We start from the raw sequence: 18,072 nt of genomic DNA on the forward strand, positions 1-18,072 counted from the left end.
GAGCACATATGAGATTTTTTACGTCGCTAGTAATTAGAAAGAAAGCCTTCTTGCTGTGGCAAGGAGGCTTTCTTTTCTTTTCAATATGTGCTGTACGATGTACAATAGAGGGTAGAGAAAGATTAGAAGAGAGGGATCGTGAAAGTGTCAGAAAATATTTCAGTATTAGTAGTAGACGACGAGGATCGTATTCGACGCTTATTAAAAATGTATTTAGAGCGAGAAGGGTACCTTGTTGACGAAGCAGAAAATGGTGAACAAGCGATCGAAAAATCTTTAGAAAAAGAGTATCATTGTATTTTATTAGATATTATGATGCCTGAAAAAGACGGGCTTGAAGTATGTGCGGAAATTCGCGAACGAGCAGCAACACCGATTATTTTATTAACTGCGAAAGGCGAAGAAGCGAATCGTGTACAAGGCTTCGAGCTTGGAGCGGATGATTATATTGTAAAACCATTTAGTCCTCGTGAGGTTGTCTTACGTGTGAAGGCCATATTACGTCGTTCACAAGCATTCTCACCTTCGACAAATGCATCTTCTTCAAAAGATTTAGTTGTGTTCCAACATTTAATGATTGATCATGATGCTCATCGTGTAACAGCAGAAGGTATCGAGGTAAATTTAACGCCTAAGGAGTATGAATTACTTTATTTCCTAGCGAAATCGCCAGACAAAGTATTTGACCGTGAACAATTACTAAAAGAAGTTTGGCATTATGATTTCTTTGGCGATTTACGTACAGTTGACACACATGTCAAACGTTTACGCGAAAAGCTCAACCGTGTATCTGAAAACGCTGCAAAGATGATTGTTACTGTATGGGGCGTTGGCTACAAATTTGAGGTTGTTAATGAATAGAATATGGAATAGTGTTGTCGGGAAGCTATGGGTAACCATATTGCTTCTCGTTTCATTTGTATTGTTTGTTTTCACGGTTTTAATGCTCGAGTTTCTTCAAAATTACCATATGCAGCAAGCAGAAAGCTCTTTGCGTCAAATAGCAACAACTGTTGCAAGTATAGTAGATGATAATGAAACGGCGGAGTCGACTTCTGAATTATTAAAAGAAATTTTACCTGAAAGTACGAATGCGCTTATTGCAATTAACCATGAAGCAGTATCGTTTGCTTTGCAGGAAGGTGTAAATAAAAAAGAAATACAAGATACGATACTAGCTAATAAATCTTTCCACGAAATTTTTCAATCCGATGAACCAATCATTAAAGAAATGATGATGCCGTCTTCTACAGACAAGGAAACAATGGAATCATATGTCGTGCTTGGTTTCCCATTAAATGTAGAAAATGCAGTGCACGGAGCGGTCTTTATTTATCAAAGTCCAGATGTACTACATAAAACATCGAATGAAACGACGAAAATTGTCATTTTATCTGCTGTCATTGCCTTTGTCCTTACGACATTCTTTGCCTTTTTCCTATCATCACGAATTACATCACCACTGCGTAAAATGCGTGAATTGGCGTTTGAAATTGCTAAAGGAAATTTTGAAGCGAAAATGCCGACAACACAAAATGATGAAATCGGCCAGCTTGCTGTTGCTTTTAATCAAATGGGACGACAATTGAAACACAATCTAGAAGTTATCAATCAAGAAAATGAACAGCTATCAAATATTTTGACATCGATGACTGATGCGGTTATTACGTTTAATCGTGATCGTACAATATTATTAAGCAACCCACCGGCAGAGCGTTTAATGCAAAAATGGTTTGTCAATAAAGGCTCGCAAAGTGCTAAACCAATTCCACCAGAGCTTTATCATATGCTTGACCATGTCCTGATGTTTGAGGATAAGCTTGAAGAAGAAATCGAGATGGATGGAAGTTACTATACGTTTACGATTAGCCCCCTTTATAGTGGTGAATCGATACGTGGAGCCGTTGCAGTTATTCGTGATATGACAGAGCAACATCGTTTAGAAAAACTACGTTCAGACTTTATTGCCAATGTGTCTCATGAGTTACGGACGCCAATTTCGATGCTTCAAGGCTATTCGGAGGCCTTAATGGATGATGATTTTATTCAAGATCAAGAAGAACGAAATGAGATTACTAAAATAATTTATGATGAATCAAAACGTATGGGACGCCTCGTAACAGATTTATTAGATCTTGCACGTATGGAATCCGGCCATATGACTCTTTACAAGGATGAGCTCCCAATTAATTCAACATTTGAACGTATTACTCAAAAATTTGCACAGGTTGCAAAAGAGAAGCATGTACGTCTAGTATTTGACAGTGAATTTAATGACGAAGCTACGATTAGTATAGATGAGGATCGGATTGAACAAGTGTTAACGAATTTAATTGATAATGCTCTCCGTCATACTACTGAAGGGTCAGTAACGGTAAAGGTTGAGAAAGAGCCGACTTTTTCCAAAATTTCTGTTCAGGATACAGGGCATGGCATTCCACAAGAGGACTTACCATATGTTTTTGAACGTTTCTATAAAGCAGATAAGGCACGTACACGTTCCAAAGGTGGAACTGGCCTAGGTTTAGCTATTGCTAGAAATATTGTCAAGGCTCATTCAGGCAATATTATGGTAGATAGTGTGCTGAAAGAGGGTACTACCTTCACGTTTTATTTACCATTCGATTAATACATCACTACTAAGTTCTTTCAGCGGATGCAATTATGCCGATGTATAATTGATAAAATGGTATTAATTGGATGTAACTTCTGTGAACATTTAGACGACAAATATAATTGAACGGGGGTGGAGTGCTTTGAATGACTCCGTGTTCCATCGGCTATACGATGAATACCATCAAGACGTGTTCCAGTTTCTTATTTATTTAGTAAAAAACCGTACACTTGCTGAGGATTTAGCGCACGAGGTTTATGTTCGTGTATTACGTTCATATGATCAGTTTGCAGGAAATAGCAGCGAGAAGACATGGCTTTTTGCTATTGCTAAAAATGTCGCGATTGATCATTTTAGAAAGCAGGCTGTGCGTCAAAAACATTCACTCGATTTTTTTGATTGGGAAACGGAACAGCTACATTCAACCACACCATCACCGGAAGATATGCTACAAGCTAGTGATGAATTTATGCAGGTACAATCCGCACTTGAAAACTGTACAGGTGACCAAAAAATGGTCATTATTATGCGCTACTTTCAAGATTTATCGATTGCGGAAACAGCGCAAATACTAGATTGGACAGAAGCGAAAGTAAAAACCACTCAGCATCGTGCCATAAAATTTTTAAGGCAACAGCTACAACAGGTTAGAGAACAGGAGGCGAAACGGCAATGACGCATAATCAATTTGATGATGACCAATTTGAACATGTATTAAATAATGCCCCTAAGCTTTCTGACCGCCGTTCGAAAGAAGAAGTATTAAATAGATTATTGGCAGATGCACGCTTACAGGATAATATCCATCTTCAAAAAGCCGTACAACAACCAATGGATGACGAAATAATATCCAAAGAGCAACAACAAAATAGTCATACGCAACAAGTAAGTACCGAAACCGCTACAACAAAGAAGAACGTACGTAAATGGCCTATTTTTCTGAGTGGTGCAGCTGTTTTCGCCCTAACAGTACTTGTGGGGTCTATGTACATGAATAATAAAGAGGTAAATATGGATCAAGCTAACGCTCCTGATACTTCTCAATATTCTACAATACAAGATAATCGGGCTGCAAAAAGCTTTGAAAACGATGACGATATTATAGAATCTGATATTGTATCAAAATATTCACGTATGATGTCACTAAGGTCATCTGTTTATGAGGAAGATTTAACAAACGCAGTAGTGTTTCGCATTGGTTTGGCAAACCGTGATAAGGAAAGTGTGCCAATGACATACGTTATCCCGAACGAACGAGTTGCCACTGATTTTGGGAAAAAGAAGCCTACAACATTGCAAATGTATGAAAAGTATGCACCGCAAATTGATGAGGAAGAAAAGGGCTTTACTAATTACCACCCGTATAAAGGTGAATTGAAGGAGAAGGACGATAAACTTGTTCATGTATTGCCGCAAGAAAATGACTATGATGTTGCTTCTGCGGATAATAGCGAATACGTTGGAACAGTACAGGATACATTCTCAGACTCAGAGTATAAAGAGATTGAGATTGAAAATCCAGATGGTACAGCTGATGAGTCTCAGGAAGACGGGGAGCAAAATAAGTCTATCGCATTAACAAGACAAAATCATTATAATTATTATTTATATAAAGATGAAAATGGGGCTGAGTATTTATCACCTGATTCTAGCAAGACTTATTCTACTGTAACAGAAGCTCTTGTCGATATGGGAAATAAAAAAGATGATGGATACGTTCCGGTCGTTCCTGGACATGTGACATACACTGTGCAAGAGGTAGCTGAAGGTGTTGTCGTTACATTTAATGAGCCACTTGATTTAACAACAATGGATGCCGTTCGTGCAACTCAATTAATTGAAGCGATGATGCTCACTGCTGCAAGCTTTGATTTACAAGTACGTTTAGATAATGTGGTACAGGAGAGCTGGGAGGGATTTGATTTGAAAAATTTCTTACCAAAGCCTGTGGGAGCCAATAAACAATATATGCCATAAATAGCATAACGTTAAACTTCAAAATAGAAGAACAAAAAACGTATAAGTAAATTTTGGGAGCATTCTCGCCACTATATGTGCGTGAATGCTCTTGTCCATTTATGAGCTACTTATTTAAAGCTAGGGATGATACTTGTTAAAAAGTAGACCATTCTAACATGATGACTCCTTGGAGCAAATCATAGCGTCACAGATGAGACCTAGAGCAAGCCGATAGAGGAATGGAAAGCAACCCTGAGTTATGGTGATGAGCCAGTTTATGAGGCAAAACATACAAGTTTAATCGGGATCTTTTAACTTCTTTCAGCAAATGTTTTTTGTAGCGAAAGCAAAGCGTCAGCTATAAAAGTCTCTCACCTCTATAGGTGGTGAGATGAATGCGGTTTTAAGTAACTTTTCAGCGGGTGTCCAATATCCGATGGAGGCATAATTGTTGAAAAGCTATTTACTTTTCCTTAATAATTCATTATAGTAAAGTTATAAAACAAAAAATATTGATTCATCTTCGGGGCAGGGTGAAAATCCCGACCGGCGGTAATAGAGTTGTAAATCGCTAATGTTACTTTTAATACATTGGCTCGAATGATTTACTAAAGACTCTTCAGCCCGCGACCTGTGCAAAGTTTTTTGCATGGCTGACTTGGTGTAATTCCAAGGCCGACAGTTAAAGTCTGGATGGGAGAAGATGGAGGTACGATCGTCATTCATTGTTATGAATTTAGCTATGTGCGAGCGTTTTTTTCGATGTGTCTTCACACAGTGCTTGCTCAAAAATAGCTAATCAATGGCGTTTATTAATCATGCCTATTCTCCCTTATGCTCTTTTGCATAAGGGTTTTTTCATAATAATAATGGATAAGGTCGTGGCCTTTCTTCTTGCGAGATTGAATCAGCAAAGAGGAGAGAGTTTTCAATGAAGAAAAATTTGAAACTTCAATCGTTTATTACGATTGGTATGCTGAGCAGTATTTCGTTTTTGTTAATGCTTTTTAATTTCCCAATTCCGCCATTCCCGGCATTTTTGGAAGTGGATTTCAGTGATATGCCAGCATTACTAGCTGCAATCACAATGGGACCGATAGCCGGTATTTTAGTAGAATTATTTAAAAATGTGTTGGACTGGATTTTCTCAGGCACGCCAACGGGAGTACCGGTAGGACATATGGCGAACTTTACAACAGGCATTTTATTTATATTACCAGTGAGCTTTATTTTTAATCGCTTCAAAACGGTTAAAGGTCTTGTTGGAGGTTTAGCTGCTGGAACAATTATTATGGCAGTAGGAATGAGCCTTCTGAACTATGCAGTATTTTTACCTATGTACACTTACTTTTTAGGTATGGAGCCTGTTGTAGGTGATTCACTATATAAAATGATCGTAGCTGGAATCTTGCCATTTAATATTGTGAAAGGTATTTTAATAACGGTCATCATGGCGTTACTATTCACAACAATGCGTAAATGGATTATTAATCAGCGTTCCATGTATTTAACAAAATAATTAGTTGGAACCTCGAGTTGTAAATTGCTCGAGGTTTTTTATATGAGAATGTAAGAGAAGAATTGAAGTGACGGGTAGAAATTTATCATCTAGTCGATTTTAGTATTTTAGTGTAAAATAAGGAAGAGTTTAGAATGTTAGAGGAGTTTGAAGAGATGAGTGAACAAAAGAGTCAATGGTCTAGTAAACTAGGCTTTATTTTGGCGTCGGCAGGAGCTGCAATTGGACTGGGGGCAATTTGGAAGCTTCCGTATGTTACTGGACAAAGTGGTGGGGGAGCGTTTTTCCTTATTTTTGTTTTCTTTACTTTGTTAATTGGTTTACCGATGTTATTATCAGAATACGTTTTAGGACGTGGTACACAGTCGGAAGCTGTGACTGCATATAAAAAAATTGCACCGACAAAAACAGGCTGGGCATGGGTTGGCCGAATGGGCGTGCTGGGCTGTTTTTTGTTGTTAACTTTTTATAGCGTTGTAGGAGGCTGGATCTTTATATATAGTGGGCTTGGTGTAGCTGGAGCTGTTATTGATCCTGTAAATGATCCTAGTGAATTATTTGGAAAGATTGTAGGAACGCCTTGGATTACATTGCTAGGTTTAGGGTTGTTTACGCTGATAAATGTACTAGTCATTTCACTTGGGGTGCAAAATGGTATAGAGAAGGCTAATAAGTGGATGATGCCTTTATTATTTATCATGTTTATAGTGCTTGTTGTGCGAGCGGTAACATTAGATGGGGCAATGGAAGGTGTTAAATTCTTCTTGTGGCCGGATTTTTCCAATATTACTGGTAAGGCTGTATTAGAAGCGTTAGGGCAGTCCTTCTTTGGTTTAGCAGTAGGGTTTTCTTGTCTTGTGACGTACAGTTCATATTTAAAAAAGGATGTGAGTTTGCCTAACTCGGCGGGCTCCGTTGTACTCTTAACTGTGCTTGTATCGTTTTTAGCAGGATTAGCGATTTTCCCTGTTGTGTTTGCTTTTGATTTAGAGCCTGCAGCTGGACCAGGCTTGCTATTTATGGTTCTGCCAACAGCGTTTAGTCAAATGCCATTTGGTGAAATATTCTTAGCGATGTTTTTATTATTATTTTTATTCGCAACGCTAACATCTTCCTTCAGTTTATATGAAATTATCGTAGCGGCATTTATTGAAAAGGGTCGTATGTCTCGTTCTAAATTGGCGATGTTGTTAGGTGTAGTCGTCTTTATTGCCGCAATCCCAGCAGCGCTTTCATCAAGTACATTAGCAGATGTATCGATCTTTGGGAAAACAATTTTTGATGCAACAGACTTTTTAGTATCAAATTTAATGCTTCCATTAGGCAATTTGTTGATCGCTATCTTTATTGCCTATGTAGTTGATAAAGAATTTGTGAAGAAGGAATTGTTGATAGGTAGTCAAATGGGACAAGGGTTCTATTCAATATATCGTCTATTGATGTTAATAGTAGTACCTGTTGTGATTATTGTTGTGTTAGTAAATATGCTTTTACAATATTAAAGAGAGTAGGTTGTATTTCATTTAACTGGAATACAACCTACTTTTTTAATTGAGACCGTGTGTCCTTGCATCCTATCTATCTCAAAATAAGATTAATATATTCGAAAAAATGGATGTAAGGAAACATGACATGTCTATTGCGTTTTTTGTCCTTTTAATGTATTTTTAAAACAGTTACAAAGAAATGATGTTAACAAAAATTACATTGGAGTGGTGAGAAATGAAACATTATACAAAAGAAGATATTGTACGTCGAGTGAAGGAAGAAAATGTGAAATTTATTCGCCTACAATTTACGGATATATTAGGAACGATTAAAAATGTTGAAATACCAGTTAGCCAATTAGAAAAAGCATTGGACAATAAAGTGATGTTTGATGGTTCATCTATTGAAGGTTTTGTGCGAATTGAAGAATCAGATATGTACTTACGTCCCGACTTTAGTACCTTCGTGATTTTTCCTTGGACTGCTGAAAAGGGGAAAGTGGCACGCTTTATTTGTGATATTGCTAGACCAGATGGTACACCGTTTGAGGGGGATCCACGCTCAAATCTTAAACGAATTTTAAAGGAGATGGAGGAGCTAGGTTTTACTTCATTTAATTTAGGACCTGAGCCAGAGTTTTTCTTATTTAAGTTAGATGAAAAAGGACACCCAACACTTGAGCTAAACGATAGTGGAGGATACTTCGATTTAGCTCCGACAGACCTAGGTGAGAACTGTCGACGTGATATCGTATTAGAGCTAGAAGAAATGGGTTTTGAAATCGAAGCCTCTCATCATGAGGTTGCCCCTGGTCAGCATGAAATCGACTTTAAGTATGCAAATGCTATCGAAGCTTGTGATAATATTCAAACGTTTAAACTTGTTGTAAAAACAATCGCTGCACAGCATGGACTGCATGCAACCTTTATGCCAAAGCCATTATTTGGCGTCAATGGTTCCGGAATGCATTTCAACTTATCCTTATTTGAAGGGGATAAAAATGCGTTTTATGATGAAAATGCAGAATTACAATTGAGCCAAACAGCCCGTAGTTTTATGGCAGGAATTATAGAACATGTACATGGTTTTACAGCAATTACAAACCCACTCGTTAATTCCTATAAACGCTTAGTGCCTGGCTATGAAGCCCCTTGCTATGTAGCATGGTCTGCTCAAAACCGTTCGCCGCTTATACGAATTCCTGCTGCACGAGGGCTTTCAACACGTGTCGAGCTTCGTTCTGTCGATCCAGCAGCAAACCCATATTTAGCGATGGCCGTTATTTTAGCATCTGGGCTCGATGGAATTCGCAAAGATCTAACCCCTCCAGACGCTGTAGATCGAAATATTTATAAAATGACACGAGATGAGCGAGAATTAAATGGCATTGACAGTCTCCCGGCATCATTGGAATATGCACTCATCGAACTAGATATGGATCCTATCGTACGTGAAGCACTTGGAGATCATATCTTTGAGAAGTTTACAGCTGCTAAAGAAATAGAATGGAATAATTACCGTACATGTGTCCACAATTGGGAGCGGGAAGAATATTTGAAAATGTATTAGAAGGGGAGTGTTGGAGCTTTGGTGCTCCAACACTTTTTTTGATCTAAAATGTGAGGAATTGAGTGTCAAAGAAGAAGGCTAACCCTATTTTTCAGTGATAGGGATAGCTATTTTAGTTAGGCAGTTCACTTTGGATAATTAATTTGTATTTTTCATTTGGGAGTTCTTGATCATAGATATAAATACCATTTTCAGCTGAAAATCTAAAAAAATAACGTGTTTCTAACAAACCATCCTCAACTAATAGATGATCCTGTATCTTAAATTTTTTATAGTATCCATTTTCATTGAAATATAAAAATACTTCATTATTAAAATCAGTGTTAAGTTCACTTACCGAATTAATATCCGAAACAACTTCTTGCGAATGATTGGTCGCAGCGTCATAAAAAATTAGCTTACCATCACCAGTTGAAGGTTCAGATGGGGCGTCAAATGTTAGATAAACCCATTGTTGATCATTCAGAAGCCTTGCCCAACCAATAAATTCATAAGAACTCTTAAATTCTTTTATTTCTTTACTTTTCACATCATACAAATAGATATATCCAAAATGATCTTTTTTATCAGTAAATAATAATTTTCCATCCTTTGCAGACAAAGATGAAAAGCTATTTAAATTAAATATACTTGTTGTTTCGCCTGTTTTGAGATTCTTAAGCATAACTTCCGCTTTTTCATCTTTTCTACTCATTTTAATCCAAGCTGCGTAGTCTCCAATTAGTACAGGAAAATCATTAAAAACATTTTCTTCATTTTCTTTCGTCAATGGGTGAATTTCTTGTATCTTTAAATTCATAAAATATGGATTTAGCTGCCACCCACTTTCATCGGCATCTACCCACAATAACCAATTATCATTTAATTCTACCCCTTGAACTGATGGCATATCGAATTTGGTATTAAATATAGTTTTGTATTTTTGAGTCTTGCGATTATATTCAATAATTTTATTATCAAGAGAAGGACTCTCTTGATCTACGCTCATATAAATATAGTCAGCACTACCCCTATATGAAGTAATACTAGTAAAAGGAACGTCTACTGTTTTATTAAAATCTTTATCTATTATTTGATAATAATTTGAACTTTGGGGTTTAATCAAAGATCTATTTGCCTGTACACCATAATATACGGCTTTAAAAACAATGAATAGGAATATAGCTGCACAAGATAGTATTATTGTTCTCTCTATTATTTTTATTTGAATCTCTCCATTTAGACTACGGTAATAACATTTATATTGATTAAAGGTAGATCTCTCTGTCTATGAAAGGGTAAAATAATAAATTTTAGTAGCTAATTTTGTAACATCTACTAAAGCTCAATAGTTTGTCCTGTTTTAAAAGATTGTAATTTTTCCTTTAAAACGGTTTTGAGAATGTCAAATCCTTTTGCTCCAGTACAATGGCAAGAATAAACACAGTCAATCTCCATTTCATTTAATGTATTACCAATTGAGATAACTTCTTCTCTTGACTTTCCTAAAGTGTTAACAATGGGGAGATCAATTAAATGAAATCCCCCAATAACGGCGTTGATATTCTTATTTGGAAATTTTTCAGTTATAGTTTTAGTTATGTTTACAATTCCATGATGACTACAACCGCTAAATAATACTAAACCATTTTTGTTTTCAATCACTAACACTATTTCGTGATTAAAATCGTCTAATTCCTTCTTATCCCCTTTATAAAGGTTTTTCGTATATTCATTCGTTGGCTCTAAATGAATAATATGAATTCCTTTTGAAACTTCTATATCATCATCAACAAACTTCATACGATTATCATAATTTTCTATAGTATCCTTTGCTCCTACATGATGATAATAGGGTCCAATTTTTAACCAATGCGATTCTAATGCATTCGAAGATAAATAAATTGGAGCATGTTTATTTACTTCATCCAAATAACGTAATCCTCCAATATGATCAGAGTGTCCATGCGAAATAATTACAGCGTTTGATTTATTTAAATCGATACCTAAAGCTTGTGCATTTTTTATATAGGAGTGATTGGGGCCTAAATCAAAAATTATGTTCATTTGTTCTGTTTCTATATACAATGATAAACCATGCATTGCTGTTAATTTTTTATCTAACTTTGAATTTTCGAGGATAGCAGTAATTTTCAAAAAAACCCTTCTTTCTAATGAAGATTAATAATTGAATACTGGACATTTTAATCATGTTATTGTGTATTAAAACTTTAATTTTATTTTGTTTTTTAAGTGGGAAATGTTCCGATCCCTTTGATTATATTTTACCATATAAATAGTTTGTTCCTTATTTTTGGGTTAAATATCAAATGCTGTGGATGACATTTGTTGTACGTATTGTATATAAGTTGATTTCCGTTCCGACTGGAAGCCCCCAGGAAAGTGCCTGTCGGGAACGGAAATCAACCACACGTTAAGGTGATGAGGCTATTATTATCATTTGAAATAAGGGAAGGTAGTATATTATTGTGACAAATACTTCCTCTTAATCTATGATTAGAAGAAAAGGGGGAATATATGATGCAGGCGACTCAAGTAGTAACCATCCAAAATAATGATATTGTGCAATTTGAAAATGATATTAATAAAGCTCTTTTAGATTTAAGTGATTATTTAATAATAGACATAAAATATAATACTCTATACATTGGGGAACAAACTGTAATTCATTCAGCTTTAATTATTTATAAATAATTGATTCAAAGGGGGAAATATTTTGTCAAAAATATATTGGGTATCAATTGCTAAAAAAACAGATGAAACTGCAGTGGAGCAGAACGTCATTGAAAAAATTTTTGCGAAGAAATCTGAGTTGAAGGATTTTTTAGAACAAGAAGGCTATTGTAAGGCAGCGAAAAATCAATATATTAAAATCGATAATGAATTGATATACGAAGCGGCCGTTGAAAAAGTAAAAATGAAATAATCATAATATAAGAGTTTACCCGCGGGTGAAAGGGAAATACCCGCGATTGAGGTAATGCCAAGCACTGCTTAAATTTCTCATCATTTATTGTGATAGGTTTTATTGAAATAATGTTAATAGAAATTGTTTATCTTCAGGGAAAGTTAATGTTAAATCTAGTAAATCATCTTTAGATTTCCATGCAATTTCATAAATCAATTCATCAGGATCATGGATCGTCATTTGTCCGCCAGTAATGATTGTTTCAAAATAACGAACTTCTACTACGTCATTATTTTTATGTAATACTTCTTTGACGATGTCTACTACAAATCCAGTTTCTTCATATACCTCGCGTTTACAACATGACTCAAAATTCTCAGTAGCTTCTTTTCCACCTGATGGTACGGACCAAGTTTTAGCTTCTTCTTTAATACCTTGCAAAACCATTAATAATAGATTGTCTTTATTTAAGCAAATACCTGCAGCTCCTAGCCATTTAACCAATATCAAAACCTCCAATCTAATTTTTTTTATACTAATTATAACCTGTAATATCCAAAAAAAAGTATGTTGTTTGTTGATTCTAAGCATATCGGTTGATAGGAGTGGAGACTGGGCGACTAGTTGGAGATAGCGATAGAGGAACGAAGGCTAAGAGCATCACATCCTGGCACTACGCTTTCGCACAGAAAACATTTGTTGCCCCGACGCCCCTAGGAAAGCGCTTAGTCGGAAGGAAATCAATCCCACGCACCAATAAAAATAAAGCTTTCATTTTTAACAGTCCAAAGTTAGCATAAAAAGACAGGAATAACTAATTTAGATGTTTTAAGCTATAAACAAGGAGTGAGAGCAATGAGTTGGATTGAGTCGATTCAAAAAGCAATTAATTATATTGAGGAGCATTTATTAGATGACATCACAATGGAGCAAATCGCACGTGAGGTAAATTCTTCGGTCTTTCATTTTCAACGGACTTTCTCAATTTTAACGGATATGTCTATTGCAGATTATATAAGACGTAGAAGGCTAACATTGGCTGCACAGGAATTAATAAATACTGAGCAAAAGGTAATCGATCTCGCCTACAAATATGGCTACGACTCTCCTGAAGCTTTCACAAAAGCGTTTCGGAAGCAGCATCAACTAACGCCTAGTGAAGCAAGAAAGAAGCAAGGACAACTACAATCATACAATCGCCTGGTCATCCAGGTAAGCCTGAAGGGAGCAGAACCAATGAAGTATAAAATCGTAGAAAAAGAAAAGTTTCAAGTGGTAGGGGTAAAAAGAACGTTTAATTGTCAAAATGGTGAGAATATGCGAGGCATTCCACAATTTTGGGATGAAATAAACAGTGAAGGGATGGATAATCGTTTATTTACATTAAATAATGGAGAAATTAAAGGAGTACTTGGTGTATGTGTACCAAATGCTGGCGAAGAAAAAAATGGCCTAATTGATTATTGGATTGCAACAGATCATATTGGGGATGTCCCAGAAAATCTATTGGCAATGGAAGTACCAGCCTCCAAATGGGTTGTGTTTGAGGTGCATGGTCCTATGCCGGATGCTATGCAAAATACTTGGAAACAAATTTACTCTGAATGGTTCCCATCTAATCCATATGAACCTACTGGAACGGCTGAGCTTGAAGTATACTCAGACGAAGATCCATTTAGTCCTGACCTTTATTCTGAAATTTGGATTCCGATTAAGTAACAACGATTGAAAAAGCCAAGAATGTTCATCGGTAACATTCTTGGCTTTAATATTTTTTACATCAATTTTTTAATAAAGAATAAACATTAATGTCATAAGAAGATTCTTTTGATTCTTCATATTCTTGAAAAGTTCCTTCAAAAGTAAAATTCAATTTCTCTAATACTTTTATAGAATTTATATTGCCAGGCGCTACCTTTGCTTCAATTCTATTTATGTCTAAAGTGGTGAAAGCATAATCTATCAAAGCTGAAATACTTTCTGGTGCATAGCCCTTTCCCCAATAAGGTTTAGCAAGATCATAGCCAATTTCTGTAGTAGCGCTCTTAAGGTCAAAAGAATTGAATCCACAAGAGCCGATGATCTCATTTGATTCCTTCTCAATAATTGTTAAGCGAATAGCCTTGCACTCCTCGGTAAATTGATCAAAAAGCTCAATCATTTTCTTCGCTTGTTCTTCATGAGTAAAATTAATGATATTCATAAATTTTGTAACTTCCGGGTCAGACCAAATTTTAAATAAACTATGTGCATCAGCCATCTTCATTTTTCTTAAATATAATCTTTTTGTGTAAATTTGTTCTATCAATACTTTTACCTCCAAGTTTTTATTAAGTTAGATGAAAAATATTGCTATCTGCGCATAATTCAGTCCCTTCAAATATTATGTACCTAGTATACAATATTTCAATAGTAAGGCTCTTCATTAAAACGTGTGGTTGATTTCCGTTTCGACTGGGCGCTTTGCCGCTGACGCTTCGCTTTCGCGCAGAGCAGAGCTTCCTAGGGGCGTCCGATGAGCCGCTTCACTCGCTAAAGGAACGAAGGCTAAGTTCGTCACGTCCTGTGACAATGCCTTCGTGACCAACATCGTGTTGGCCTCAGGGTCTCATCTGTGACGCTGATCCCCGAGGAGTCACCCAACCTCCACTCCAATCAACTTATATACAAGGTATAGGTTTAACAAATGTCATTCACAACTTCTGATGATGACACAATATTAAACAATAATTCTAGTAATTGCTAAAATGCTATACTGTATGAAGATATATCAAAAGAATTGAGGAAATGATAATGATCAAGGTAACCACCGAGAATTATTCGATTATCAAAGAAACAATAGGAAGGGCACCAACATTTGTCTACAGCATACTAGATCAGGTTATAGAAGGCGCTGTCTATGCCGACAATGCGAGCTTTCATTCACTACTATTTCAAACCGACTCAGGAATATACTATGTTTATGGCGATTCGTTCAGCGAGGCATTAGTAAGTAAACTCGTGACAATATTTCAAGAATCTATTGAGCAAAGTAAACGTTTCACATTATTCTCTTATTCAGATGATTGGAACGCAAAAATTGAGCAACGATTAAATGGTTGTATAAAAAAACTTGAAAGATACACTTTTAGCTTTGAAATAAATGCTTATAACAATAGAGAGAAACGAAATTCACTTGACTACGATTATATTAAAATCAGCCAACATCAAATTGATCAATGTTTAGAATTTGACAGTAAATATTATGAGGAATACTGGGGTTCTACTAGTAATTTTCTTGAAAATGGTTTTGGTTTTTGTCTGCGGCATGGAGACAAAATTATTAGCGAAGCGGTTTCTATTTTTAAATCGCATCAATTTGCAGAGATTGATATAGTTACTGATCCGAATTATAGAGGAAAAGGGTTAGCAAGCTTCATTGCAGAGAAATTTATTGATTATTGCCTCATAAATGATTTACAGCCCTGTTGGGATTGCGATATTCAAAATCAAGGATCTTATCATTTAGGCACTAAGCTAAGCTTTTCTAATCCAAAAAAATATACAGTTTTTTATAAGGAAAGGCTCACGGTGTAGAAATAACATCGTGAGCTTTCTTTATTGTTTAAAAAAATCTTTTACGCATTTCGAAAATATTGTAAAACAATTTAGCATCTCTAGCCATTTTATTATTAGCGTTCATTTTAGGCAGTAAGCAGTTTTGGAACATTTCATCGCAATATCTTGTTCTACCATATCGAGCATAACATTCGTCGTGTAATTTGCAGCATGAATCTACAGCATTTAGGGGTTCACCTGGTCCTGAACATCCTGGTCCACAGTATCTATAACCAGGGTAGCAAAAACCAAATTTGCGTTGTCTGAACATCATCTAATCTCCTTTTCTAAAAGATAATTGTTACTATAAAATATGGAATTTTTGCTTTTAGAAGGGGATTAAAAACTAATGTATTTGAAAAAAGGTAATAACTGATGCACCAATCTATAGTTTGTAAGGTTACTGTAAGCTTAAAAAAAAACTATTGTAAGGATGGGAAGCTATGATAGCTATAGCGCAGTAAAGTATGAAAGAGAAGGAGTTTTAAAAAATGAATCCATCTGTTACTCAAAAAGAAAGAATCGTTTCTTTAGATATTATTCGTGGGTTGGCGTTATTTGGAATTTTGTTTATAAATGTAGCGGCCTACCAGGTAATAGTAGAGGGAGGACCGATGACTGACTATAGTGGAATAAATGGTATTATTAATACGTTTATAGATATCTTTATAGAGAAGAAATTCTTTTCGATTTTTTCATTCCTCTTTGGTGTAGGTTTTTATATTTTTGCTTCACGTGCAGAAGCTCGTGGAGATAAGCCAAGATGGCGTTTTGCGAGACGTTTATTAGCATTATTACTAATTGGCATTGTTCATATTTTTATTTTCTGGGGTTCAATCTTAGCTATTTATGCAATATTAGGTTTTTTCCTTTTACCTTTTTATAATGCAAAGATTTCAACGATTAGTAAATGGCTATTTACTATTATTTCAGTTCATGTATTCTGCTTACTCGGACAAATGTTTATGCCAAATCAAGGAGCCTTTTCAACTATTTTTAGTTTATTAGGAAATGATGCAGTCGCTATTTTCATCATGTTTTTAAGTGGTTTTTTAGTAGCAAAAGCTGATTGGATTGGACATATTAGTGAACATTTTAAACAATTAAAATGGATACAATTTGTGACATTCCCACTTTTTGCAGGCATCTCTCTTTGGATTTGGTTTGCTGCTCAAGGAGAATATCAAAAACTACAATTAATAATTGGTTTAGGGGTAATTCCGACAACGTATTTTTATTTAGCTTGTCTATTTGTTATTTTAGAGAATAAGAAAATTGCGAAGCTTCTTAAGCCAATTGGACGAGTTGGTCAAATGGCCTTTACAAATTATTTAGCCCAAAGCTTTATTGGCCTAGCTCTTATTTCGTTAATGGGGCTTGAAGTTGTCTCTCCTTCTGATGTTGTTATCATTGCAACTTTAATTTTTGTCATTCAAATAATCTTTAGTGTCATCTGGTTTAAATTCTTTAAAATGGGGCCATTTGAAAAGGTGTGGCGTTTTATGACATATGGAAGAAAAGCAACTTTCTGATGGTAAATGATTTCGATTTCCCAGGGATCTTAACTCGTTGGATTTACGTTACAAAACAATTGTAGCTGCCGCTTTGCTTTCGCTACACAAAACAATTACTGAATGAAGATAAAAATCGGCGAGACTTTTTATAAAGTTTCGCCGATTTTTATAGCTGGATTACTCATTCCAGCCTTTGCAAACGTCAACCCATTCTTGATAGGGTGTATAGGTTTCTAATTCAGAAATAGTAAGCTCAATAGCGGAATTACTACTACCACATGCAGGGAATACCGTTGTAAAGCGTTTAAGTGATTCATCTAAGTAAATAGCGACCCCTGCATTCACGCCGAACGGACAAACACCGCCTACTTCATGTCCAATTTTTTCAAGTACTTCATCTTTTCCAAGCATCTTCGCCTTTGTGCCAAAGATGGCTTTATATTTTGCATTGTCGATTTTGGCATCGCCCGCAGCAACAATTAATATAGCCCCATCATTCACTTGAAAGGACAAGGATTTTGCAATACGTTCAGGCTCACATCCGAGTGCCTGTGCTGCAAGTTCAACAGTCGCTGAGCTTTCGTTTAACTCCTGTATTTTGTGTTCCACATTCCATTGTGCTAAATAGTTACGAACTTTTTCAATAGCCATATGTAATACCTCCTTACAATACTACATTTTATTTTAACATAATTTTCAGAATATATAGTTGTTTATCTTTCGGAAATAATCTAGTACAAATAAAGTTAGTGTAAAATTACGCTTTTTCATAACGGTACATTCCTACTCATATCTGAATCTTATGCTGTGACAGTAGGAACCGATCTGAATGTAAAGAAGTTATCAGGTGAAGGACAAGTACTAGTTGGAAAAGTAGAATATGTACTAGTGGAAAATGACAAAA

At 35.7% G+C, this 18,072-nt stretch carries 19 protein-coding genes and 1 riboswitch; of the genes, 12 read left to right on the plus strand and 7 right to left on the minus strand.

The window, feature by feature from the left end:
* The first annotated feature begins 144 nt into the window (after positions 1-144).
* From ACVWXS_RS11760 to glnA, 7 genes are all read left to right on the plus strand, one after another.
* Positions 145-861, plus strand: coding sequence for a response regulator transcription factor (locus ACVWXS_RS11760; protein WP_049668637.1), 717 nt, complete (start codon positions 145-147; stop codon positions 859-861).
* On the plus strand, positions 854-2,629 hold the full coding sequence (locus ACVWXS_RS11765) for an ATP-binding protein (RefSeq protein ID WP_456958338.1): 1,776 nt from the start codon (positions 854-856) through the stop codon (positions 2,627-2,629). Before ACVWXS_RS11760 ends, ACVWXS_RS11765 begins: the two co-directional genes overlap by 8 nt.
* A 127-nt stretch (positions 2,630-2,756) precedes the next feature.
* A complete protein-coding gene (sigX, locus tag ACVWXS_RS11770) occupies positions 2,757-3,290 on the plus strand; it encodes an RNA polymerase sigma factor SigX (RefSeq protein ID WP_374963284.1) in 534 nt (177 codons plus the stop codon).
* Complete coding sequence (locus tag ACVWXS_RS11775) at positions 3,287-4,591, plus strand: RNA polymerase subunit sigma (RefSeq protein WP_456958339.1); 1,305 nt, start codon at positions 3,287-3,289, stop codon at positions 4,589-4,591. Before sigX ends, ACVWXS_RS11775 begins: the two co-directional genes overlap by 4 nt.
* A gap of 497 nt (positions 4,592-5,088) precedes the next feature.
* Positions 5,089-5,282, plus strand: a riboswitch (FMN riboswitch).
* 222 nt (positions 5,283-5,504) lie between these two features.
* The gene (locus ACVWXS_RS11780) at positions 5,505-6,092 is read left to right on the plus strand and encodes an ECF transporter S component (RefSeq protein ID WP_368635309.1); all 588 of its coding nucleotides are present in this window, start codon (positions 5,505-5,507) and stop codon (positions 6,090-6,092) included.
* 155 nt (positions 6,093-6,247) lie between these two features.
* Entirely contained in the window at positions 6,248-7,594 is a 1,347-nt protein-coding gene (locus ACVWXS_RS11785; RefSeq protein ID WP_368635308.1) for a sodium-dependent transporter, read from the plus strand.
* A gap of 220 nt (positions 7,595-7,814) precedes the next feature.
* Positions 7,815-9,149 (plus strand): type I glutamate--ammonia ligase, encoded by a 1,335-nt coding sequence (gene glnA, locus ACVWXS_RS11790; RefSeq protein ID WP_456958340.1) that lies wholly within the window; start codon positions 7,815-7,817, stop codon positions 9,147-9,149.
* A gap of 112 nt (positions 9,150-9,261) precedes the next feature.
* On the opposite strand, the gene ACVWXS_RS11795 is transcribed toward glnA, so the two are convergent.
* Both ACVWXS_RS11795 and ACVWXS_RS11800 read right to left on the minus strand, forming a co-directional pair.
* Entirely contained in the window at positions 9,262-10,137 is an 876-nt protein-coding gene (locus ACVWXS_RS11795; RefSeq protein WP_456958341.1) for a hypothetical protein, read from the minus strand.
* 329 nt (positions 10,138-10,466) lie between these two features.
* Positions 10,467-11,285, minus strand: coding sequence for an MBL fold metallo-hydrolase (locus ACVWXS_RS11800; RefSeq protein ID WP_456958342.1), 819 nt, complete (start codon positions 11,283-11,285; stop codon positions 10,467-10,469).
* A gap of 381 nt (positions 11,286-11,666) precedes the next feature.
* Here ACVWXS_RS11800 and ACVWXS_RS11805 point away from each other — a divergent pair, with 381 nt between their 5' ends.
* Entirely contained in the window at positions 11,667-11,843 is a 177-nt protein-coding gene (locus ACVWXS_RS11805; RefSeq protein WP_368635304.1) for a sporulation protein Cse60, read from the plus strand.
* Positions 11,844-11,865: 22 nt separating this feature from the next.
* On the plus strand, positions 11,866-12,075 hold the full coding sequence (locus ACVWXS_RS11810) for a hypothetical protein (protein ID WP_403003269.1): 210 nt from the start codon (positions 11,866-11,868) through the stop codon (positions 12,073-12,075).
* Between the two features lie 99 nt (positions 12,076-12,174).
* Here ACVWXS_RS11810 and ACVWXS_RS11815 read toward each other — a convergent pair whose 3' ends face one another.
* The gene (locus tag ACVWXS_RS11815; RefSeq protein WP_456958343.1) at positions 12,175-12,567 is read right to left on the minus strand and encodes an NUDIX hydrolase; all 393 of its coding nucleotides are present in this window, start codon (positions 12,565-12,567) and stop codon (positions 12,175-12,177) included.
* Positions 12,568-12,912: 345 nt separating this feature from the next.
* On the opposite strand from ACVWXS_RS11815, the gene ACVWXS_RS11820 reads away from it, so the two are divergent.
* Complete coding sequence (locus ACVWXS_RS11820; RefSeq protein WP_456958344.1) at positions 12,913-13,776, plus strand: AraC family transcriptional regulator; 864 nt, start codon at positions 12,913-12,915, stop codon at positions 13,774-13,776.
* 61 nt (positions 13,777-13,837) lie between these two features.
* Here the strand turns inward: ACVWXS_RS11820 and ACVWXS_RS11825 are convergent, their stop codons facing one another.
* Both ACVWXS_RS11825 and ACVWXS_RS11830 read right to left on the minus strand, forming a co-directional pair.
* A complete protein-coding gene (locus ACVWXS_RS11825) occupies positions 13,838-14,365 on the minus strand; it encodes a GNAT family N-acetyltransferase (protein ID WP_456958345.1) in 528 nt (175 codons plus the stop codon).
* A gap of 117 nt (positions 14,366-14,482) precedes the next feature.
* Entirely contained in the window at positions 14,483-14,647 is a 165-nt protein-coding gene (locus ACVWXS_RS11830; protein WP_456958346.1) for a hypothetical protein, read from the minus strand.
* A gap of 197 nt (positions 14,648-14,844) precedes the next feature.
* On the opposite strand from ACVWXS_RS11830, the gene ACVWXS_RS11835 reads away from it, so the two are divergent.
* Entirely contained in the window at positions 14,845-15,633 is a 789-nt protein-coding gene (locus ACVWXS_RS11835; RefSeq protein ID WP_456958347.1) for a GNAT family N-acetyltransferase, read from the plus strand.
* 28 nt (positions 15,634-15,661) lie between these two features.
* Here ACVWXS_RS11835 and ACVWXS_RS11840 read toward each other — a convergent pair whose 3' ends face one another.
* Entirely contained in the window at positions 15,662-15,928 is a 267-nt protein-coding gene (locus tag ACVWXS_RS11840; protein ID WP_456958348.1) for a Parvovirus coat protein VP1-like protein, read from the minus strand.
* 217 nt (positions 15,929-16,145) lie between these two features.
* Here ACVWXS_RS11840 and ACVWXS_RS11845 point away from each other — a divergent pair, with 217 nt between their 5' ends.
* Complete coding sequence (locus ACVWXS_RS11845) at positions 16,146-17,186, plus strand: DUF418 domain-containing protein (RefSeq protein WP_456958349.1); 1,041 nt, start codon at positions 16,146-16,148, stop codon at positions 17,184-17,186.
* Positions 17,187-17,345: 159 nt separating this feature from the next.
* On the opposite strand, the gene ACVWXS_RS11850 is transcribed toward ACVWXS_RS11845, so the two are convergent.
* Complete coding sequence (locus tag ACVWXS_RS11850; protein WP_456958350.1) at positions 17,346-17,819, minus strand: YbaK/EbsC family protein; 474 nt, start codon at positions 17,817-17,819, stop codon at positions 17,346-17,348.
* Positions 17,820-18,072: the final 253 nt, after the last annotated feature.

The sequence above is a fragment of the Lysinibacillus sp. TE18511 genome, assembly GCF_054062295.1.